A 19,123-nucleotide genomic window follows, 5' to 3' on the forward strand; every position below is an offset into this window, starting at 1 on the left:
GGGGTGTCGGCACGCTTTCTCTGGTTCTGGTTTTGCACGTTTCTTCAGCATTCGCAGTTTGGGCCGATCATGGGGCATGTAGAAGTCGCGCACGTGGAGTACTACCTGCCGGACGGGCGGGTGTTGCTCGACGACGCCTCCTTCCGAGTGGGAGAGGGGGCCGTCGCCGCGCTGGTCGGCGCCAACGGCGCGGGCAAGACCACGCTGTTGCGGCTGATCTCAGGGGAGTTGAAACCGCACGGCGGGTCGGTGACGGTGAGCGGGGGGCTGGGGGTGATGCCCCAGTTCGTCGGATCCGTTCGGGACGACCGGACGGTGCGCGACCTGCTCGTGGGGGTGGCGCCGGACCGGATCCGGCACGCGGCGCACGCCGTCGACGAGGCCGAGACGGCCATCATGGAGCGGGACGACGAGGCGGCGCAGATGCAGTACGCCCAGGCGCTGAGCGACTGGGCGGAGGCGCGCGGGTACGAGGCCGAGACGGTGTGGGACATGTGCACGATGTCCGCGCTGGGGATCCCGTACGAGAAGGCACAGTGGCGGGCGGTGCGGACACTCTCCGGCGGCGAGCAGAAGCGGTTGGTGCTGGAGGCGCTGCTCCGCGGGCCGGACGGGGTGCTGTTGCTCGACGAGCCGGACAACTACCTGGACGTGCCGGGGAAGCAGTGGCTTGAGGAGCAGTTGCGGGAGACCCGCAAGACGGTGTTGTTCGTCTCGCACGACCGGGAGTTGCTGGCCCGGGCGGCGCAGAGGATCGTGAGCGTGGAGCCCGGCCCGGCGGGCAGCGACGTGTGGGTGCACGGCGACGGCTTCGCGACGTATCACGAGGCGCGTTCGGAGCGGTTCGCACGGTTCGAGGAACTGCGGCGACGGTGGGACGAGAAGCACGCCCAGCTGAAGCGGTTGGTGGCCGACATGCGGCAGTACGCCTCGCGCAGCGACGAGATGGCGTCGCGGTACCACGCGGCGCAGACGCGGTTGCAGAAGTTCGAGGAGATCGGGCCGCCGCCGGAGCCGCCGCGTCCGCAGAAGATCACCATGCGGCTGAAGGGCGGCCGCACCGGCGTCCGGGCGGTGACCTGCCAGCGGCTGGAGCTGACCGGGCTGATGAAGCCGTTCGACCTGGAGGTCTTCTACGGCGAGCGGGTCGCCGTGCTCGGTTCCAACGGGTCGGGCAAGTCGCACTTCCTGCGGCTGCTGGCGGGTGAGGAGGTCGCGCACACCGGGCAGTGGAAGTTGGGCGCCCGGGTGGTGCCGGGGCACTTCGCGCAGACGCACGCACGGCCGGAGTTGATGCGGCGCACGCTCGTCGACATCCTCTGGACCGAGCATGCGAAGAGCCGGGGGCCGGCGATGAGCGCGCTGCGCCGCTACGAGCTCGACCAGCACGGGGACAAGCCCTTCGAGAAGCTGTCCGGTGGGCAGCAGGCCCGGTTCCAGATCCTGCTGCTGGAGATCGGCGGGGCCACCGCGCTGCTGTTGGACGAGCCCACGGACAACCTCGACCTGGAGTCGGCGGAGGCGCTGCAGAAGGGCCTGGAGGCGTACGAGGGGACGGCACTGGTCGTCACGCACGACCGCTGGTTCGCGCGGTCGTTCGACCGGTACCTGGTGTTCGGGCAGGACGGCCGGGTCCGGGAGACCCCCGAACCGGTGTGGGACGAGCGGCGGGTGGAGCGCCGCCGATAACCCCAGGCGGCACGGCCGAGAAGGCCGCCCCACCCGTGGGGCGGCCTTCTCGGCCGTGTTCGGACCGGTTTCCGCTGCGCCGTTCGGGCTGCCGGGGGCCGGGGCGGGTGGGGGCACGGGCCGGCCCGGCGCGCGCCGGGGGCGGCCCTCACCGCGGGGCCCCGCCTCAGGACTGCGCACGCGCCCCAATGTCATCAGTGGTGCGGGTGGGGCGCTGCGCGGGCGCGCTACTGCACGGAATCGATACCTGTCAAGATGGTCAATTCCGGTACACAGGAGTGCCGTTGACCCTCGCCTTGACGCGGTGGTTCACTTCCCGCGTCATCCCCCGTCACCCGCAGCACGCCGCGCGCCCCGGCAGGGACCAGCGCATCCCCGGGTTCGTCGAACGCCGTGGGCATCGCCCTGGCCCCGGGGGAGCATGGGTCACGCAGGTCCTGCACCAGGCTGCCGCCCGTCGAGGAATGAGGCCCGTCGGAGCATGAGGATCAGTGTCGTCATCCCCGCCTACCGAGCCCGGGACGCGCTGGAGCTGTGCCTGCTGTCCCTGGCCCGTCAGTCGCTCGACGCGGAGCTCTCGGCCGAGGTGATCGTGGTCGACGACGGCTCGGCCGACGGCACGGACCGGATGGTCGCCGCGCTCCCCTCCGGCCTGGACCTCCGCTATGTGTACATACCGCGCTCCCCCACGTCCGGCCGCGCCCGGGCCCGCAACCTCGGGCTGGCGCAGACGACCGGCGATCTCGTCGTGCTGCTCGACGCGGACCAGGTGGTGGCGCCGACCTTCCTCGCCGAGCACGCCCGGGCCCACGCCGGGGACGACGCGGCGGTGGTCGTCGGGCGCAGGTTCCAGTTGGGGGACGGGCCGGTGGATCGGGAGCGGCTGCGCTACGAGTTCAGCTTCGAGGCGCTGCCGCCGGTGGTGCGGGGCGACGAACGGGAGCCGGTGCTGGAGGCGTTCGGCTGCGAGCTCGCCGACCTGGAGACCGCCTGGCACTACCTGTGGGCGTGCAACGCCTCGGTCCGGCGGCGCCACCTGGTCGCCGCCGGCGGGTTCGACGAGGCGTTCGTCGGCTGGGGGTTGGAGGACGCCGAGCTGGGCTACCGGCTCACCCGGCGCGGCCTGCGGCTGCGGTACGCCACCGAGGCGGCGGTCTACCACCTGTACGGGGAGCCGGTCGCCACCGCGCGGCACCGCGAGTGGCGGCGCAACCTCGCCTACTTCGCCGGCAAGCACGACGACCTGGTGGTCGTGTTGCAGCGGGCGTTCGAGCCGGCCATCGCCGCGGCCGTCCCGGGCCCGGGCCGGCACGAGTGCGCGCTCCGGTTCGAACTCGCCGCCCGGGTGCTCGCCGGTCGTCATCGGCCCGCTCCGGCGGCCTGAGCGAGCGCGGCCGGGTGGCCGGGGCGCGACCCGTGGGGCAGGGGCGGCCCGCGTGTCTACTCTGGAGTTGCGGCAGGTCCGCCCCGTCCGCCGGCCGGGCACCGGAGGGGGAAGCCGGTGGCCCGCGCCCTCCGGCCGCACGACGACGCGCGAAGGAGAGTCGTGTCCGGCGCAGCACCCGTCTCCGCCACCGGGACGCCCGGCCCGTACCGCCGCTGTGTCCTGCTCAAGCACGGGGAGATCTTCCTCAAGGGGCGCAACCGCCGGCTGTTCACCGAGCGGCTGCACGACAACCTCAGGCTGGCGCTGCGCGGCGTCGGCGGTTCGACCTGGATCAAGATCGCGCAGAACGTCACCGTGCTGGGCGGGCAGGTGCCGCAGGAGGCCCTGGTCGAACGGGCCCGCCGGGTGATCGGGTTCAACTCCGTCGAACCCGCGATCCGGGTGCCCAGCACCGTGGACGCGATCAGTGTCGCGGCGGTGTGGACGCTGCGCGCGGTGCTCGCGGAGCGGCCGGTGGCGAGTTTCGCCGTCCGGGCCAAGCGCCGGGACAAGGCGTTCCCGATGACGTCATCACAGCTGGAGGCCCATGTCGGGGCGCGGATCCAGGAGGCACTGGACGGTCTGCCGGTGGACCTGTCCCACCCCGGCGTCCGGCTGGCGGTCGAGATCGACCACAGGGAGAGCTATCTGTCCTGGGCCCGCTATCCGGGGCAGGGCGGGCTGCCGGTCGGGGCGAGCGGCCGGGCCCTGGTACTGCTGTCCGGCGGCTACGACTCGCCGGTGGCCGCCTACCGCGCCATGCGCCGCGGCCTGGCCTGCGACTTCGTCCACTTCACAGGCGCCCCGTACACCGACGCGTCCTCGACGTACAAGGCGTACGCGCTCGCCCGGCAGCTCAACCGCCATCAGCCGCCGGGCCGGCTGTACGTCGTCGCCCTGGGGCGGGCGCAGCGGCAGCTGGCGGTGGCCGGCGCGGGGCGGCTGCAGGTGGTCGCCCAGCGGCGGTTGATGGTCCGGGCCGCCTCGGTGCTGGCCGGCCGGATCCGGGCGCAAGCGCTGGTGACCGGGGACAGCCTGGGGCAGGTGGCCAGTCAGACGCTCGCGAACCTCGCCGCCGTCGACGAGGCCGCCGCGCTCCCTGTCCTCCGGCCGCTGATCGGCTGGGAGAAACAGGAGATCATCGACGAGGCGCGGGCCATCGGCACGGCGGACATCTCGGTCCTGCCGGACGAGGACTGCTGCCGGCTGCTCGCCCCGCCCCGGGTCAGCACCCGGGCCGCCCTGCCCCAACTGCAGGCGGTGGAGCGGCGTCTGGACCTCGACGAGGTGATCGCGGAACTGCTGGCCGGCGCCCAGGTCCTGCGGCCCGGAGGGGCGGGTGCGGAGGACGCGGAATGCCCGGAGGGCCCGGAGGGAGCGGGAATCTCGGAGTACGGGGTCGGGGACGGGGTCGGCGGCCGGGAGCCTGGGGTCACGCCTGCCTCGCCACGGACGCGGACGCCGGCTCGGACGCCGGCTCGGGCTCGGGGAGCAGTTCGCCCGTCTCCAGCAGGGTCTTGAGGTTGGACAGCAGGGCGGGCCAGCCGTGCTGGACCATGCCGCGGGCGGTGGAGCCGGGCGCGAAGCCGTCGTGCACGACGGTGAGCTTGACCATCTCACCGAGCGGCTCGATCTCGAACGTCACCTTCGAGCGCGGTTCGGCCGCGAGCCTGGCCGCGACGTCGTCGGCGATGCCGGCGCTCTCGGCCCACTCGGGGGTGAAGGCGTGCCAGGTGTACGACAGCCGGCGGTGCGGGGTGGACTCCAGGACGACCTGCTCGGGGTGGGCGGTGGTGGCCCCGCGCTCGGTCCAGGCCATGGTCGATCCGCTCCGCCAGTCCGTCGCGAACTCCACTCCCCAGTAGCGGCTGGTGAACGACGGGTCGGTGAGGGCCTGCCAGAGGCGCTCCGGCGTGGTCCGGATGTAGGTGGTGTAGACGAACGCGTTGCTGTCCATGGGTGGCGTCTCCAGTGCGTGCTTGAGGTCGGCGAGGGCGCGTGCCCGGTCGCGGTCGTAGTGGCTGATCCAGCGGTCGGCGAGGGCGTTGATCGGCTCGGCGTTGAGGTAGTGCAGCTTCTCCCGCCCCCGGCGGAGCGTGGTGATCAGGTTGGCCGCCTCCAGGACGGCCAGGTGTTTGCTGACCGACTGCCGGGTCATGTCGAGTTCCGCGCACAGCTCCCGCAGGGTCTGCCCGTTGCGGGCGTTGAGGCTGTCCAGCAGCCGGCGGCGCCCCGCGTCGGCCAGCGCCTTGAAGACCTCGTCCATGTCCGCTCTCCTGCTCCCACCCCTCATATGCAACCGAATGGCTGCCTAAAAACGATAGGCAGGCATTCGGTTGCATGTCAATCGCGGGCAGGGCCGCAGCGCACCGATCTGGTCGCGATCCCCCTCGCGGCAACCGCCGAGAAGCGAGCGGCCACCGTCGAGAAGCGGGACACGTTGCGTGTCGACCGGCGGGGAGTGGGACCGCGTCGGCGCCCCACGACAAGGGGCCGCACCGACACCGACACGGGGGCACCCGGGGGACGCCGAGGGGGCGGAGCGAACAGTTCCGTGGCGCGTGCGGGGCGGGTACGGACCGCCCGCAGAACGGCCTCAACGGTCAGGCACCGCAGTCGAGTTGAGGGGGCCGGGCGCCGGCGCGGGTCAGTCCGTGATCTCGATGTGCCGTGGTGTCGCGGCCTCCGCCTTGGGGATGGTCACCGTCAGCACCCCGTCCGTCAGGTCCGCCGTGACCTCGTCGAACTTGATGTCGACGGGCAGCGCCGACCGGTACTCGAAGCGGCCGGTGCGGCGGGTGGTGCGGCGCAGCACGCCCTCGTTGCCGCACTCCTTGTACTCACCGGTGATGTGCAGTTCCCGGTTGCCGATCTCGACGTCGATGGCGTCGCGTTGCACACCGGGCAGTTCGGCCTCGACGACATAGGCGTTGTCGGGCCCGGCGACCTCGGCGGACGGGCCGCGGGGTCAGCCGAAGAGGCCGGGCACCCGGATCGTCCGGACCGGTCGCTTCTGCTTCGGCTCCTGGCGCGGCGGCAGCCGGCCGCCGGGGGTCTCGTCGGCCCGCGGGGGATCGACGGCGGGGCCCCGCGGCCTCCCGGTGCGGCCGGGTTTCCCGGGCCCGCTCGGTTTCCCGGTGCGGCCCGGCTGGTCGACGCGACCCGGCTTGCCGATGCGGTCGGGCTGTCCGTTCTTGGCGGGCATCGCGTGGTGTCGGCGGGCCGCCGCTTTGCGTCCCATGGGGACTACACCGTGTGCCTGGGCGCGTCGGTCCGCGCCGGGGCCGCGCCGGCGGGGGTCTCGGTGACGCAGCCCGGGCCGGGGTAGATCTCGGTCTCGTGGCCGTCCTCGTACCGCACCCGGTACGGGGGTTCGCCGTTGGCCCCGAGCACCTCGACCACCGTGGCCCGGTGCTCCGGGCTGCCCACCGCGCGCCCGGTGAAGCGCAGTACGTCTCCCTTGTGCGCCTGCATCGCCGCTCGCCCTTTCCCTGCACTGCCGTGACTCTGCGCGCTCGCCCTGCCGGGGCGCGCGCCGCGCCTGCTTCCAGTGTGCGTACGCGGCCGGGGACCGCACGAGGGGCAGTGGCAAGGCCCGGCGGCGCCCCGGCGGTTCAGCCCTGGATCTCGATGTGGCGCGGCGTGGCGGGCTGGGCCTTCGGGATCGTCACCGTGAGAACACCGTCCGAGAGCGCAGCGGTCACCTCGTCGGACTTCACGTCCACCGGCAGCAGCGCCCGGTACTCGAAGCTCCCGGTGGGACGGCCGCGGCGGCGCACCGCGCCTTCCCGCTCGCACGCCGTGAGCTCCCCGGAGATGCTCACCTCGTGCTCGCCGACCTCGACGTCGATGTCCTCGCGTTTGATTCCGGGCAGTTCGCACTCGACCAGGTACGCCTCGTCGGTCTCGTGCAGGTCGGCGGGCGGGGCGAAGGCCGTCGGCTCGGTCAGGGACGGGGTGAACGAGGCGGACTCCAGGAAGTGGTTCATCCGGTCGAACAGCTCCTGGAACTCGGCCATCGGCTGGGGCCAGCCCCGTCCGCGCTCCCGCAGGCCGCCGGACCGTTGGCGGATGGGCAGATTCATCGCGGGTCACCTCCCCGTACGGGCAGCAGAACGGTTCTGCTCCCTCCATGCTGGCCACCCCGGGCGCGGCCGCGCGAGTCGGACGGCCCCCGACCCACTGACGGGACGTCGGAGAACGGTGGTCAATCGCCGTGGTAGAGCCGGTCGGTGCCGATCAGCATGACCTCGCCCTTGGCCTCCGCGGCGCGCAGCTCCGGACCGAAGCCGACGCCGCTGTAGCAGGCCGGCACGACCTGGCCGACGTCCTCGCCGGACGCGGTGAGCAGGGCGAGGATCCGGCGCAGCCGGGCCAGGTGCGGGGCGTCCATGATCTCGTTCCAACGGGCCAGCCCGACCGACAGCAGCACCCCCGGACGCCCGTCGGCCATGCCGCGGACCACCACCTCGGCGTCGAGCCGGGCGTCCTCCTCGGGGTCGAGGACGGTGCCGCGGACCGCCGTGGTCGGCTCACCCTCGAAGGTGTCCCAGGCGGCGTACTGGGTGGCCCAGTCCCGGCACAGCTGGGCGAAGTGCGGTGCGGCGACCGTGGCGTCGAAGACCGGGCGGATCCGGCGCCAGACGGCGGGCGCCTCCTCCTGCTCCAGTGCGGCCCGGTGCGGCCAGGCGATGGCGTGCTCGAAGGCCAGCAGCGGCTCGGCGATGCGGTAGCGGGTCAGCCCCGGTCGGAACGCATCGGGTTCGCCGTGCAGCAGCCCGTGTTTGTGCATCACGGCCAGGACGTGCGAGACGTCGTGCAGCGAGGCTCCCAGGCGGTCGGCGATCCCACCGGGGGTGGAACGGCCACCGGCGATCGCGACCAGCACGGAGTGGCACAGGGCGCGGTCGGCGTAGTCGCCCTCCTGCTCCAGCAGGTGGCGGGCCTCCCAGAACAGCGGCACCCGCGGGTTGAGGACGGTCCGGCACACCCAGGCGTCGAAGTCGTCCGGCCCGGCCGGCACGTCGTCGCAGACCAGGTCGCCGCGGTAGGCGGGGGTGCCGCCGACGACGGCGTGCACCTGCACCGCGAGCCGGGGTGCCCGGATGCCCCAGAAGCGGGCGGCCTTGCGGAAGCCGAACGGCCGCATCGCGAGCTCCAGGGAGGCCAGGCCGTGCAGCGACGACGGGCCGGCGAAGAGCCGGCGGATGACGGCGGGGCTGGCGCCGCTGAGGATCAGCCGGGTGCGGTTGTGCGGGCGCTCCTGGTGCACCCGGGCGAAGGCGGCGTGCAGGACCGAGGGGAGCGCGGGGCTGTGGCCGACGAGCTCGGGGAAGTCGTCGATGATCACCGGTGCCGGTCGCTCGTCGCCCAGCACGAGCAGCGCTTGTGCGGCCTCGTCCCAGCCGTGCCAGTGCGGCACCGACTCCGCGCCGGTGTGGGCGGCGAGCCGTTCGGCGAAGCGCCGCAAGGACTCCGCCTCGGCCGCCGCCTGCCCGTCGAAGTAGAAGCCGCCGGTGGCTCGGCTCACCGCTTCCAGGAGGAACGTCTTGCCTTGGCGGCGCTGCCCGGAGACCAGCGCGAGGGTGGGGCCGGGACGGGGGTCCTGGGCGAACGCCACGAGGTCCGTCCACTCGTCGGCGCGGTCGAAGATCCGGTCGGGCCGGGCCGGAAGGGCAGTGGCATCCGATGGCGACACGGGCCGCTCCCCTCGTTCACGGCCGCCGGCGGCGACCGGCGGCCGACCTCACTTTCCGTACGAGTCGCTGTGTGTCAAGTACACCTCCGGCATCCGGAGGGCGCCCGGTCCGGTGGGCCGTCCGGGGCACCGGACCGCCCCGCCCGTCACCCTGGTTCGGGCGCGGGCCGACCGGGGCGAGCCGCGCCGTCCGGCACGCTGCCGTCCCGGGCCGCGTCGTCCCGCTCGAAGGTGAGCCGGTCGATCACCTCCACCACCCCGTCCACGCTCTCGCAGAGCCGGACCGCTATCGGGACCAGGCTCTTGCGGTCCAGTGTGCCGGTGAGCGTCACGGTGCCGTCGGCGACGGCGACGGTCACCGCGGACGGTGCGACGCCGAGGGTGCGGGTCAGCACCTCTTCCAGGATCTCCTCCTGGATCGCCCGGTCGCGCCGCAGGAACAGCTGGACGAGGTCGCTGCGGCTGATCACCCCGATCAGCCGGCCACCGTCGTCGATCACGGGCAGCCGCTTGACCTTGCGCTGTTCCATCGTGCGGGCCGCCTCGACCACGCTCCACTCCGGCCGTGCCACTACGGCCGGGCTGGTCATGATCGCCTCGGCGTTGGCCGCCCCGGCCTTGGAGAGCTGCCGGCGCAGCAGATCGGCTTCGGACACCACCCCCACCGGCCGACCGTCGTCGTCGACGACCGGCACGGCGGTGATGTCGTACTCGTCGAGCAACCGCGCGATCTCCCGGAACAGGGTGCCCCGCTGGACGGTGACGGCGTTGGGGGTCATCAGGTCGGCCACTCTGCGGTGCCTCATGGTGGGCCACTACCTCCGGATGTGCCTCGTTCTGTCGGCTCCGGCCGGTTTCGGCAGGAGTCCTTCCTTCATGATCCCGCGTCGCGCTCCCGAACGGCGCACGGGGCCCACCCCAGACCGCGACGCGACGGCACCGGGGATGGACCACCCGACACGACCTAGTCCTGCGGAACGACGGCGACGGGGCAGGTCACATGGTGGACGGCGGCGTGCACCACCGGGCCGATGCGGGGTGCCGGCACCCGGCGGTGGTGCCGGCGGCCGACGACCAGGAGCCCGGCCCCCGGCGCGGCCTCGACGACGGCCCGGGCCGGGCTGTCGGGCAGCACGGTCCGCTGCACCGGTACGTCGGGGAACCGTGCGCACCACGGGTCCAGCGCCTCGGCCAGCTCGCGCTCCGCCTCCGCGGTCGCCTCGTGCGCCGCGTCCGGGTCCACGCCCCACGGGCTGTAGACCGTCACCGGGAACGGGCGGCCGTGCACCACCTGGAGCAGCGCCCCGCGGCTGGCCGCCGCGTCGAAGGCGAAGGCCAGCAGCCGCTCGGCGGGACCGCGGAGGCCGAGCCCGGCCACGACGCGCGGCCCGGTGGCCTCCGGCGGCCGGGCGCGGTCCTGCGGCTCCCCGTCGTCGGCCCGCACCAGGACGACCGGGCCCTCGGCCCGGGCCACCACGCTCAGACTGACGTCGCCGAGGACGAAGCTCCGCCACGTCGAGAGGGCCCGCGACCCCAGGACCAGCAGCCGGGACTCGGCCGCGGCCCGCATCAGCACCGGCTCCGGCTCGTCGCCCACCAGGTCCTCGATGATCCGCAGATCCGGATGGCGGGCCCGCACCGCGGCCGTGGCGTCGCGGACGACCTGGCGGGCGTAGACGTTCTGGTCCCGCTCGGGGGCGGTGTCCGGGGCCTGGGCGGCCAGCAGGATCCAGGCGTGCAGCAGCCGCAGCACGGCGCCACGCCGGTGCGCCTCGTCGGCGGCCCAGCGAGCCGCCGCCAGCGCCTCCGCCGAGCCGTCGAGCCCGACGGTGATGATCTCCGGCTCCATGGCTTTTCCTCACACGGTGCGGTGGGCGGAGCGCTCGCCCCGTGCTATCGAGCCTGCGCGTCCCGGCCGCGCTCGGCCAGTGGACCGATGGGCACCGCGCCGGGGCCGAACGGCCCGGGCCGCCGCGAGCCCGGGCCATGACCCGACGGACCGCCCGAACGAGGTCCGGCCATGGCTTGCCTGCGTGTGCTCCAGCCGTCAGGCGTCGAAGCGGCGGCGGGCGTCCTCGATGTGACCGAGGTACTGGTGGGTCCAGCCGCACATGCCGTCGACCGTTGCGCGCAGGGCCTGGCCCGGCTCGGTGAGGCTGTACTCGACCCGCGGTGGCACGGTGGGGTACACCGCGCGCCGGACCAGGCCGTTGCGCTCCAGCATGCGCAGGTTCTGGGTGAGCATCTTGTGGCTGATGCCCTCGACCTCATCCCGCAACTCGCTGAAGCGCAGGGTGCGCTCCCCCAGAGCCTCGATGATCAGGAACGCCCGCTTGTTGGCGACATCCGAGAAGATCTCCCGCGCCAGGGAGTCCGCGCGCCTCAGGTCCGCGTCCTCGGGCGAGCCCCCCACCTGCTTGGTCACCATCAGGTTCCCCCGTCACTGAAAAGTGCGTTCTTCCATGTCAACCAGCACTCTCCTACGGTTCCTGAGTAACCACAAGAGACCACGAGTGTCCTGGTCCGGCGGACCCGGGCCCACGGGCGCCCGGACAAGGAGGCAGTCAACATGGCCATCACCCTGGTGAACCCCGGCGAGTTGCCCCACATCGATGTCTACCGGCAGGTGTCGATCGCATCCGGGTCGCGGCTGGTCTTCATCGCCGGACAGGTCTCCTGGGATGCCGACGGGGCCACAGTCGGCGAAGGCGACCTCGCCGCGCAGGTCGAGCAGTGCTACCTCAACATCGGCACCGCCCTGGCCGCGGCCGGCGGCTCCTTCGACGACCTGGCGAAACTGACCTTCTACGTCGTCGACTGGACGCCCGACAAGATGCCCCGGCTTCTGGAGGGGATCTCCCGGGCGGCCGCGAAGCTGGGGGTCACCCCGGTTCCGCCGGCCACGCTGCTGGGCGTTGCGGCACTGGACGCGCCCGACCACCTGGTCGAGATCGAAGCCACCGCGATCCTCGACTGACCGGATGCTCCTGGCCGCTGAGCGCCGAAGTGGCCGCCCCGCGCGCCCAGTCACGGATCGGAACGACTCGTCCGGTCGTCGGCCGGCCCCTCCTGCGTCCCGCCGGCGGGACGGCGCATCGGCAGACCGACCGTGAACGCCGTGTGTCCCGGGCGGCTGGTCAGGCCGGCCGTGCCCCCGTGCGCGGTGACCACGGCGTGCACGATCGCCAGGCCCAGACCGGTGCCACCGGCGGCACGGGAACGGCCGTGGTCGGCACGGACGAACCGACCGAAGATCTCCGGCCGCAGTTCCTCCGGGATCCCCGGGCCGTCGTCGGCGACCGTCAGCCGCACGGTCCGGGCGGCCGGCCGCAGCCGCACCGTGACGGCGGTCCCGGCGGGAGTGTGGGTCCGGGCATTGGCCAGGAGGTTCCCGATGACCTGGTGCAGCCGGTGCTCGTCGCCGGTCACCGTGACCGGCGTCTCGGGGAGGTCCAGCAGCCAGCGATGGTCCGGGCCGGCCGCCCGTGCGTCGTCCGTCGCGTCCAGGACCAGGCGGGTCAGGTCGACCGGCGTCCGCTCCAGCGCCCGGCCCGCGTCGATCCGGGCGAGCAGCAGCAGGTCGTCGACCAGGCGGCTCAGGCGTTCCGATTCGGCGTTGATGCGCTCCAGGGAGTGCCGGACCTCGCCCGGCACCGGCCCCCGGTGCCGGAGCGCGAGCTCCGCATGGCCGCGGACGTTGGCCACCGGGGTGCGCAGCTCGTGACTGGCGTCGGCGGCGAACTGGCGCAGCCGCTCCTCGCCGGCCTGGCGGCGCTCCAGGGCGTTGCCGACGTGGCCGAGCATCCGGTTCAAGGCGGTGCCCACCTGACCGACCTCGGTCCGCGGATCGGCCACCGGGACCGGTGCCGGCATGGCCACCTCCCCGCTGGCCAGCGGGAGTTCGGCCACCCCGGCGGCGGTGGCGGTCACCCGCCGCAACGGTCGCAGGGACAGCCGCACCCACAGCGCTCCGACGACGCCCGTGACCAGCAGCGCCGCGCCGAAGACGCCCGCTTCCACCGCTTCCAGCCGGTGCACGGTCTCCTCGACCGGGTGCAGCGGCAGCCCGGTCACCAGCACGTCGCCGTCGTCCCCGCGCACCGCGTTGACCCGGTACGCGCCCAGCGCGGACAGTCGGACGCCGTGCCCGGTGCCGTCGGTCGGCAGTCCGGCCAGCGATCGGAGGTCACGGGCGTCGAGCGGGACGGTGGCGTCAGTGGCCTGCCGTACGACGGCGGCCTGCGTCGGGGTGCCGTGCAGCAGCCGCGCGCCGAACGTGCCGTCGGCCTGCCCCCGGGTGTCGGGCCGGTTGTCGGCGTCGGGCCGCGCCTCGTGCTCCAGGCTGGCGGCGAACCGGCCGGCCGAGGCGGACAGCTGCTGGTCCAGCCTCCCCACCAGGAAGCCTTCGAGGGCGAAGACGGTGGTGACGCCGACCGCCAGACAGGCCAGCGCCAGGAGCGCGACCAGCCCGGCAGTGAGCTGGCCCCGCAGGCTGCGCGGGAACGGCGGCCTCACGAGGCGTCCGGCTTGAGCACGTAGCCGACCCCGCGCACCGTGTGGATCATGGGCGTCCGGCCGGCGTCGACCTTCTTGCGCAGGTAGCTGATGTAGAGCTCGACGACGTGCGCCCGACCGCCGAAGTCGTAGGACCAGACCCGGTCGAGGATCTGCGCCTTGGACAGCACCCGCCGCGGATTGCGCATCAGGAACCGGAGCAGCTCGAACTCGGTGCGGGACAGCTCGACGAGATCGCCGCCGCGGAACACCTCCCGGGCCTCCTCGTCCATGACGAGGTCCCCGACGGCCAGCCGGTCGCCGACCGGCTCCCTGGCCATGCCGGCCCGGCGCAGCAGTCCGCGCACCCGCGCGAGGACCTCCTCCAGGCTGAACGGTTTGGTGACGTAGTCGTCCCCGCCCGCGGTGATCCCGGCGATCCGGTCCTCGACGGAGTCCCGGGCTGTGAGGAAGAGCACACAGACCGTCTCCAGCTCCCGGCGCAGCAGCCGCAGCACCTCGATGCCGTCGGTGTCGGGCAGCATCCAGTCGAGGACCACGGCGTGCGGGCGGAAGGACCGGGCCACGGTGAGCGCGGTGGCGCCGTCGGGCGCGGCACGGACCTGCCAGCCCTCGCCCGCCAGCGCGCCGCACAGCACCTCGGTGAGGTCCGGCTCGTCGTCGATCACCAGGACCCGGACCGGTGAGCCGTCGTCGCTGTTCAGGCGGGCGGGGGTGGTGCGGTGGTTCGTCATGGTGGTTCCAGCATCCCTCGCCCCGCCGCGCTCCCGGTCCGCGGCCGGCTCTGAGTTTCCTGTGAATCCGGTGGCCGGGACGCTGCTCAGAGCTTCTTCAGAAGTTCCGCTGCGACGCTGGAGCCCCCACCGGAACGGAGCCCCATGAGTGTCCTCACCCCACCCCGCGACACCGCCCCGACCAGCAGGTTCGCGCGCGGACCGGTCTCCTTGGTCCCCGCGCTTGCCCAGCTCCTGATCTGGGCGGGCGCGGCCGGTGTGCTGGGCCTGTGGTGGGCCGACACCGCGTCGGTGACCGGTACGGCGGGGTGGCTGACCGGAGCGGGCCGGATCACCGGGCTGCTGGCCGGGTACGCCTGCGCGGTGCTGGTCGCGCTGATGGCCCGGGTGCCGCTGCTGGACCACACCGTCGGCACCGACCGGCTGGCCCGCTGGCACGCGATGGGCGGGCGGTACACCGTCGGCCTGGCCCTCGCCCACGCCCTGCTGATCGTCTGGGGGTCCTCGCTCACCGTGCACAGCGGCGTGGTCCAGGAGACCACCACCCTCGTCCTCCACTACCCGGACATGCTGATGGCCACCGCCGGATTCCTGCTGCTGGTCGGCACCGGCGTCGTCTCCGCGCGGGCCGCCCGCCGCCGGCTGAGCTACGAGACCTGGCACTACCTCCACTTCCTGACCTACGTGGCGCTGTTCCTCGCCTTCGGCCACCAGCTCTCCAACGGCGCGGACTTCGTGGGCAACCGCACCGTCCAGCTGGCGTGGTACGCCCTGTACGTCGGCGCCGGGGCACTGGTCGCGTGGTACCGCTTCCTGCTCCCCCTCCGCCGGGCGCTGCGCCACCGCCTCCGGGTCGTCGAGGTCCACCCGGAGGCGCCGGGCGTGCTGTCCGTCCACCTCACCGGCCGGCGGCTGACCGAACTGCGCGCCGCGTCGGGGCAGTTCTTCCGTTGGCGCTTCCTGGCACCCGGGCTGTGGTGGACCGCCACCCCCTACTCGCTGTCCGCGCCCCCGCTCCCCCACCGACTGCGCATCACGGTGAAGGCGGCCGGCGGCCACAGTGCGGCGCTGGCCCGGCTCCGGCCCGGTACCCGGGTCTGGGCCGAGGGTCCCTACGGGGCGTTCACCGCGGCACGGCGCAGCGCCCCGAAAGTGCTGCTGCTGGCGGGCGGCGTCGGCATCACTCCGCTGCGCGCGCTCTTCGAAACCCTCCCCGGCGAGGTCACCCTGCTCTACCGGGCCCGTCGCCCCGAGGACCTCGCGCTGCGCGGTGAACTCGACGCGATCGCCGCCGCCCGCCGCGCGGTGGTGCACTACGCCGTCAGCGAGCCGGCCGGAACTCCCTGCCCGCTGACCGCCCGCGCCCTTGGCCGGCTGGTCCCCGACCTGGCCGCGCACGACGTCTACGTCTGCGGACCGCCCGGCATGACCGAAGCCGCGCGCCGTGCCCTGCGCGCCGCCGGCGTACCGCGGCACCGCATCCACCACGAGTCCTTCGACTTCTGACGCCGCCCCGCGTCCCGTTCCGATCCGCAACTCCAGGGAGCCGCCGCGTGCGCCGAGCCGTCCTCACCACCGCATCGACCAGCGCACTGGTCGTCCTGCTGCTGTCGCTCAAACCGCACCATCCGGCCGCCCTGCCCGCGGCCGCCCCGGAGCCGTCGCCAACCGGCACCCGGCATCCCGGCGCCCGGCCCGCCGACGGCACGTACACCGGCTCACCGATACCCACCCGATACGGGACCGTGCAGGTCGCCGCCACCCTCAAGGGCGGCCGGCTGACCGCCGTCAAGGTGCTCCAGGTACCGTCCGACAACGGGCGCGACCAGGAGATCGCCGGCTATGCCGTGCCCCGCCTGACGCAGGAGGCGCTGAGCGTGCACGGCGCCGCGATCGACGCGGTGTCCGGCGCCAGCTACACGAGCGCGGGCTACATCCAGTCGCTCCAGAGCGCCTTGGACCGGGCCGGTGCCTGAACGACAGCGCGCCGGCCTGCGGCACGTCGAACACGTCATGGGCACGGTGTTCTCCTTCGACGTCCGCGACCCCGCCACCCCCGCCCTGGAGACCGCCCTCGGCGACGCCGTCGCCTGGCTGCACCACGTCGACCGGGTCTTCTCCCCCTACCGCCCCGACAGCGCCGTCAGCCGCCTCGCCCGCGGCACCGTGCGCCCCGACGACTGCTCCGCGGAGGTGCGCGAGGTCCTCGACCTGTGCGAAGCCGCCCGGCACGCCACCGACGGCTGGTTCAGCCCGGTCGCCGGCGGTGTCCTCGACCCGTCGGGCCTGGTCAAGGGATGGGCGGTGGAGCGGGCCGCGCAGCGTCTGCGGGCCGCGGGCGCCCGGCACGTCTGCGTCAACGGAGGCGGTGACCTGCGGTTCAGCGGCGGGACGGCCCCCGGCGTCCCCTGGCGCATCGGCCTCGCCCATCCGCTGCGCCCGGACACCCTCTGCGCCGTCGTCACCGGCCACGACCTGGCCGTCGCCACCTCCGGCACCGCCGAACGCGGCGCGCACATCCTCGACCCGCACACCGGCGCCCCGGCCCACGGCCCGGCCGCCGTGACCGTCGTCGGCCGCTCGCTGACCATGACCGACGCCTACGCCACGGCGGCCTTCGCGATGGGTGCGAAGGCCGCCGACTGGCTGGAATCCCTGCCCGGTCACGAGGCGTTGGCGGTCACCGCGGACGGCGGTTGCTGGCACACCACGGGTTTCCCCGACTGCGGCACACCGCTCATCACCGGCAGCTGACCGCGCCGCCGGCCCCTCACCTCAGCGGCACCGCCAGCTCGGCGGGGCCGCCCGCCGGCGAGCCGAACGACACGCTGCTGCCGTGCGGGGTGCTCCCGCCGTACAGCGGGTCGGCGGTGTCCAGGACCAGGGCGAGCCGGTGCCCGGCCGGCAGGTCGTACGCGGTCGGGAAGAGCGTGACGTCGAGCGGGAAGGCGCGCCCCGGCTTCTGACCCGACCAGCTCTGCGGGGCGTGCGAGATCAACTTGCCCACGCCCAGGGTGTTCACGTCGTAGAGGTAGGCGAAGGCGGTGCCCTGCGGTGTGGACGCGGTGACGGCCGTGTGCAGCCGCGCGGCGCCGCGGAGGTGCTGGTCCGTCGCGTACGGTGCGCTCTGCCACACCGCGGCGGCGCTGCGCGGCAGCAGCGGGACGACGACGGTGGGCGGCAGGCCGACGATCTGGTCGAGGGCGCCGGACAGCTCGGCGATGCCGCCGTCGGCACCCGAGTCCTTGCCGCCGGTCACCTGCCGCCACCAGCCGTCGCCGGCCGGGCCGCCGAGGGTCCCGGTGCCGTGGGAATCGGGGCGGCCCAGTCGCAGCCGTTCGGTCCGGGAACTGACGGCCGGCCAGTCCCGGTAGCCCTCGTGCCCGCCGCCGGGCCGGACCTCCAGCTCCACCCCCTGGCGCGCCTTCTCGGCGCCGCCCGAGCCCTTGAGGTAGCGGTCGAGCCACTGCCGCGCGCTCGACCAGGTGGCGTTGGGCAGGCCGAGCAGGCTGGTCAGCTCCTGGGTGGCGTGGTCGCCGGGCCGCAGTTCGAGCCGCTTGGGCACGGTCAGCCGCTGGTAGAAGGAGGTCATCTGGCCGGGGTTGAAGATGCTGTCACCCCAGGCGTTGGCGAGGAAGACGGCGGTGCCGTGGGCGTTGATGCGGTCCACGTAGGTGGCCGGGGACCGGGTGTCGGCCCACTGGACGACGCGGGGCAGGTCGCGGTCGGCGAAGAGGTCCGCCAGGGTCCGCGCGAACTCGGGGCTGCGGCGGCCGGTCGGCGTCTGGACGGCGGCCAGCAGCCCGGCGGCCTGGAGGTGCCGGGTCTGCCCGCTGTAGAGCGCGTCGGTCAGGTCGGCCCACCCGCTGAGCGAGGCGACGGCCTTGACCCGCGGGTCGAAGGCGGCACCCATCAGCGTCAGGCCGCCGCCCAGGGAGAGCCCCACCATGCCGATCCGGCTCCGGTCGGCCGGGGTGTGGGCCAGGGCCCAGTCGATGACCGCGGAGATGTCGGCCACGTCCTTGGGCCCGGCGACGTCGATCTTCCCGCCGGATGCCCAGAAGCCGCGCACCGTGTACGTCACCGCGATATAGCCGTCGGCGGCCAGTTGTCGGCCCTGGGCGACGTATTCCAGGTCGTTCTGCCCCCAGCTGGCCGGCTGGACGACCAGGGGGTAGTGGCCGTTGCGGTCGGCGCCGGGAGTGCCGGGCGCGGGCGTGAACACATCGGCCTTGAGGACGGTGCCGTCCTTCATGGTGATGTCGGCCAGGCGGAAGGCCGGGGCGGCCGACGCCACGGCGGCGGGGGCCGCGGGCCGGCCCGGCGCGGCGGCCACCGCGGGGCCGCCGGGCACGGCCACGGCGAGGGCTGCGGCAACTACCGCGGCGCAGAGGGACGTTGTCGTCCTGCGTCGTCGGCCGAGGGGGTTGCCGGCGGTACGGCGGGGTCGCGCCATCACTTCTCCAGGTTTCAGACCGCGGCGCCACGGTGGCGCCCGTCCGGTGCGGTGATCGGGAGCGTAGGGCGGCGCGGCCACCCCGGACGAGATCATGATCAGCCAAATTACCGGCCGGTAACTCACCGCACGAAAGAGCTACTTGACGGCACCCGAGGGACGAAATGCGAGAGATGAGACAAATGGTTTAGGGTACACGGATGATCTTTATCGTTGTGAAGTTTCCCGTGAAGCCCGAACACGTCGAGGAGTGGCCCGAGAAGGTCGACGCGTTCACCCGCGCCACCCGCGAGGAGCCGGGCAACCTCTGGTTCGAGTGGTCCCGCAGCCTTGAGGACCCGAACACCTACGTCCTGGTCGAGGCGTTCCAGGACGACGCAGGTGAGGCCCATGTGAACTCCGACCACTTCCGGGCCGGCCTGGAGGCGATGCGCCCGCTGCTGCGCCGCACGCCCGACATCGTGAGCCACGTGATCCCGGGCGCGGACGGCTGGAGCGCGATGGGCGAGCTCGCCATCGACTGACACCCGCGCCACACGGCACAGCGGCGGGTCGCCCCGGGCGGCACGCCGCTTCGTCATGAACGGCCGTGTGCACAGTCGTCA

19 protein-coding genes and 1 pseudogene are annotated in these 19,123 nt (G+C 73.6%); 8 read left to right on the forward strand and 12 right to left on the reverse strand.

Translation table 11 applies throughout. The annotated features are described in order from the left end of the window. Positions 1 to 69: 69 nt before the first annotated feature. From JNO44_RS36040 to thiI, 3 genes are all read left to right on the forward strand, one after another. The gene (locus JNO44_RS36040) at positions 70 to 1,689 is read left to right on the forward strand and encodes an ABC-F family ATP-binding cassette domain-containing protein (RefSeq protein ID WP_205368234.1); all 1,620 of its coding nucleotides are present in this window, start codon (positions 70 to 72) and stop codon (positions 1,687 to 1,689) included. A 481-nt stretch (positions 1,690 to 2,170) separates the two neighbouring features. Then, entirely contained in the window at positions 2,171 to 3,073 is a 903-nt protein-coding gene (locus JNO44_RS36045; protein ID WP_205368236.1) for a glycosyltransferase family 2 protein, read from the forward strand. Positions 3,074 to 3,235: 162 nt separating this feature from the next. Continuing rightward, the gene (thiI, locus tag JNO44_RS36050; protein ID WP_240167821.1) at positions 3,236 to 4,636 is read left to right on the forward strand and encodes a tRNA uracil 4-sulfurtransferase ThiI; all 1,401 of its coding nucleotides are present in this window, start codon (positions 3,236 to 3,238) and stop codon (positions 4,634 to 4,636) included. Here the strand turns inward: thiI and JNO44_RS36055 are convergent. From JNO44_RS36055 to JNO44_RS36095, 9 genes and pseudogenes are all read right to left on the reverse strand, one after another. After that, on the reverse strand, positions 4,548 to 5,381 hold the full coding sequence (locus JNO44_RS36055) for an ArsR/SmtB family transcription factor (protein WP_205368238.1): 834 nt from the start codon (positions 5,379 to 5,381) through the stop codon (positions 4,548 to 4,550). The genes thiI and JNO44_RS36055 overlap by 89 nt on opposite strands. A gap of 381 nt (positions 5,382 to 5,762) precedes the next feature. Beyond that, positions 5,763 to 6,038: pseudogene (locus JNO44_RS36060) on the reverse strand (Hsp20/alpha crystallin family protein); the annotation flags it as partial. A 45-nt stretch (positions 6,039 to 6,083) separates the two neighbouring features. Beyond that, positions 6,084 to 6,356 carry a hypothetical protein gene (locus tag JNO44_RS36065; RefSeq protein WP_205368240.1) on the reverse strand — a complete coding sequence of 91 codons (273 nt, stop codon included), beginning with the start codon at positions 6,354 to 6,356 and terminating at the stop codon, positions 6,084 to 6,086. Positions 6,357 to 6,361: 5 nt separating this feature from the next. Further along, a complete protein-coding gene (locus JNO44_RS36070; protein ID WP_205368242.1) occupies positions 6,362 to 6,589 on the reverse strand; it encodes a DUF1918 domain-containing protein in 228 nt (75 codons plus the stop codon). Between the two features lie 140 nt (positions 6,590 to 6,729). Further along, positions 6,730 to 7,200 carry an Hsp20/alpha crystallin family protein gene (locus JNO44_RS36075; protein ID WP_205368244.1) on the reverse strand — a complete coding sequence of 157 codons (471 nt, stop codon included), beginning with the start codon at positions 7,198 to 7,200 and terminating at the stop codon, positions 6,730 to 6,732. A gap of 122 nt (positions 7,201 to 7,322) precedes the next feature. Further along, positions 7,323 to 8,813, reverse strand: coding sequence for an AAA family ATPase (locus tag JNO44_RS36080; protein WP_205368246.1), 1,491 nt, complete (start codon positions 8,811 to 8,813; stop codon positions 7,323 to 7,325). 146 nt (positions 8,814 to 8,959) lie between these two features. Beyond that, positions 8,960 to 9,619: a CBS domain-containing protein gene (locus JNO44_RS36085; RefSeq protein WP_205368247.1), complete on the reverse strand. Its 660-nt coding sequence runs from the start codon at positions 9,617 to 9,619 to the stop codon at positions 8,960 to 8,962. Between the two features lie 158 nt (positions 9,620 to 9,777). Continuing rightward, entirely contained in the window at positions 9,778 to 10,662 is an 885-nt protein-coding gene (locus JNO44_RS36090; protein ID WP_205368248.1) for a universal stress protein, read from the reverse strand. Positions 10,663 to 10,860: 198 nt separating this feature from the next. Further along, positions 10,861 to 11,241, reverse strand: a complete 381-nt coding sequence (locus JNO44_RS36095) for a winged helix-turn-helix transcriptional regulator (protein ID WP_205368249.1) — start codon at positions 11,239 to 11,241, stop codon at positions 10,861 to 10,863. Between the two features lie 141 nt (positions 11,242 to 11,382). Here JNO44_RS36095 and JNO44_RS36100 point away from each other — a divergent pair, with 141 nt between their 5' ends. After that, positions 11,383 to 11,790, forward strand: coding sequence for a RidA family protein (locus JNO44_RS36100; RefSeq protein ID WP_205368250.1), 408 nt, complete (start codon positions 11,383 to 11,385; stop codon positions 11,788 to 11,790). A gap of 50 nt (positions 11,791 to 11,840) precedes the next feature. On the opposite strand, the gene JNO44_RS36105 is transcribed toward JNO44_RS36100, so the two are convergent. Continuing rightward, positions 11,841 to 13,328 (reverse strand): sensor histidine kinase, encoded by a 1,488-nt coding sequence (locus JNO44_RS36105; protein ID WP_205368251.1) that lies wholly within the window; start codon positions 13,326 to 13,328, stop codon positions 11,841 to 11,843. Continuing rightward, positions 13,325 to 14,062, reverse strand: coding sequence for a response regulator transcription factor (locus tag JNO44_RS36110; protein ID WP_275306276.1), 738 nt, complete (start codon positions 14,060 to 14,062; stop codon positions 13,325 to 13,327). The genes JNO44_RS36105 and JNO44_RS36110 overlap by 4 nt, the downstream gene beginning before the upstream one ends. Before the next feature lie 144 nt (positions 14,063 to 14,206). On the opposite strand from JNO44_RS36110, the gene JNO44_RS36115 reads away from it, so the two are divergent. From JNO44_RS36115 to JNO44_RS36125, 3 genes are read left to right on the forward strand one after another with little or no spacing between them, the layout of a single operon-like run. Beyond that, entirely contained in the window at positions 14,207 to 15,568 is a 1,362-nt protein-coding gene (locus JNO44_RS36115) for a ferredoxin reductase family protein (RefSeq protein ID WP_205368252.1), read from the forward strand. Positions 15,569 to 15,615: 47 nt separating this feature from the next. Then, positions 15,616 to 16,038: an FMN-binding protein gene (locus JNO44_RS36120; protein WP_039629521.1), complete on the forward strand. Its 423-nt coding sequence runs from the start codon at positions 15,616 to 15,618 to the stop codon at positions 16,036 to 16,038. Positions 16,039 to 16,075: 37 nt separating this feature from the next. Beyond that, the gene (locus tag JNO44_RS36125) at positions 16,076 to 16,816 is read left to right on the forward strand and encodes an FAD:protein FMN transferase (RefSeq protein WP_205371141.1); all 741 of its coding nucleotides are present in this window, start codon (positions 16,076 to 16,078) and stop codon (positions 16,814 to 16,816) included. A 16-nt stretch (positions 16,817 to 16,832) separates the two neighbouring features. Here JNO44_RS36125 and JNO44_RS36130 read toward each other — a convergent pair whose 3' ends face one another. Next, on the reverse strand, positions 16,833 to 18,518 hold the full coding sequence (locus JNO44_RS36130; RefSeq protein ID WP_205368253.1) for a CocE/NonD family hydrolase: 1,686 nt from the start codon (positions 18,516 to 18,518) through the stop codon (positions 16,833 to 16,835). Between the two features lie 200 nt (positions 18,519 to 18,718). Here JNO44_RS36130 and JNO44_RS36135 point away from each other — a divergent pair, with 200 nt between their 5' ends. Continuing rightward, positions 18,719 to 19,042 (forward strand): putative quinol monooxygenase, encoded by a 324-nt coding sequence (locus JNO44_RS36135; RefSeq protein ID WP_067343953.1) that lies wholly within the window; start codon positions 18,719 to 18,721, stop codon positions 19,040 to 19,042. Positions 19,043 to 19,123 lie beyond the last annotated feature (81 nt).

It is taken from the genome of Streptomyces noursei (genome assembly GCF_016917755.1).
In the GTDB taxonomy this organism is placed as follows: Bacteria; Actinomycetota; Actinomycetes; order Streptomycetales; family Streptomycetaceae; genus Streptomyces; species Streptomyces yunnanensis.

Excerpts from the sequence above, each read along its gene's own strand:
- JNO44_RS36040 (WP_205368234.1), top strand. The coding sequence starts at position 70 with ATGGGGCATGTAGAAGTCGCGCACGTGGAGTACTACCTGCCGGACGGG.
- JNO44_RS36045 (WP_205368236.1), top strand. The coding sequence starts at position 2,171 with ATGAGGATCAGTGTCGTCATCCCCGCCTACCGAGCCCGGGACGCGCTG.
- JNO44_RS36055 (WP_205368238.1), bottom strand. The coding sequence starts at position 5,381 with ATGGACGAGGTCTTCAAGGCGCTGGCCGACGCGGGGCGCCGCCGGCTG.
- JNO44_RS36065 (WP_205368240.1), bottom strand. The coding sequence starts at position 6,356 with ATGGGACGCAAAGCGGCGGCCCGCCGACACCACGCGATGCCCGCCAAG.
- JNO44_RS36070 (WP_205368242.1), bottom strand. The coding sequence starts at position 6,589 with ATGCAGGCGCACAAGGGAGACGTACTGCGCTTCACCGGGCGCGCGGTG.
- JNO44_RS36075 (WP_205368244.1), bottom strand. The coding sequence starts at position 7,200 with ATGAATCTGCCCATCCGCCAACGGTCCGGCGGCCTGCGGGAGCGCGGA.
- JNO44_RS36085 (WP_205368247.1), bottom strand. The coding sequence starts at position 9,619 with ATGAGGCACCGCAGAGTGGCCGACCTGATGACCCCCAACGCCGTCACC.
- JNO44_RS36090 (WP_205368248.1), bottom strand. The coding sequence starts at position 10,662 with ATGGAGCCGGAGATCATCACCGTCGGGCTCGACGGCTCGGCGGAGGCG.
- JNO44_RS36095 (WP_205368249.1), bottom strand. The coding sequence starts at position 11,241 with ATGGTGACCAAGCAGGTGGGGGGCTCGCCCGAGGACGCGGACCTGAGG.
- JNO44_RS36100 (WP_205368250.1), top strand. The coding sequence starts at position 11,383 with ATGGCCATCACCCTGGTGAACCCCGGCGAGTTGCCCCACATCGATGTC.
- JNO44_RS36110 (WP_275306276.1), bottom strand. The coding sequence starts at position 14,062 with ATGACGAACCACCGCACCACCCCCGCCCGCCTGAACAGCGACGACGGC.
- JNO44_RS36115 (WP_205368252.1), top strand. The coding sequence starts at position 14,207 with ATGAGTGTCCTCACCCCACCCCGCGACACCGCCCCGACCAGCAGGTTC.
- JNO44_RS36125 (WP_205371141.1), top strand. The coding sequence starts at position 16,076 with ATGGGCACGGTGTTCTCCTTCGACGTCCGCGACCCCGCCACCCCCGCC.
- JNO44_RS36130 (WP_205368253.1), bottom strand. The coding sequence starts at position 18,518 with ATGGCGCGACCCCGCCGTACCGCCGGCAACCCCCTCGGCCGACGACGC.
- JNO44_RS36135 (WP_067343953.1), top strand. The coding sequence starts at position 18,719 with ATGATCTTTATCGTTGTGAAGTTTCCCGTGAAGCCCGAACACGTCGAG.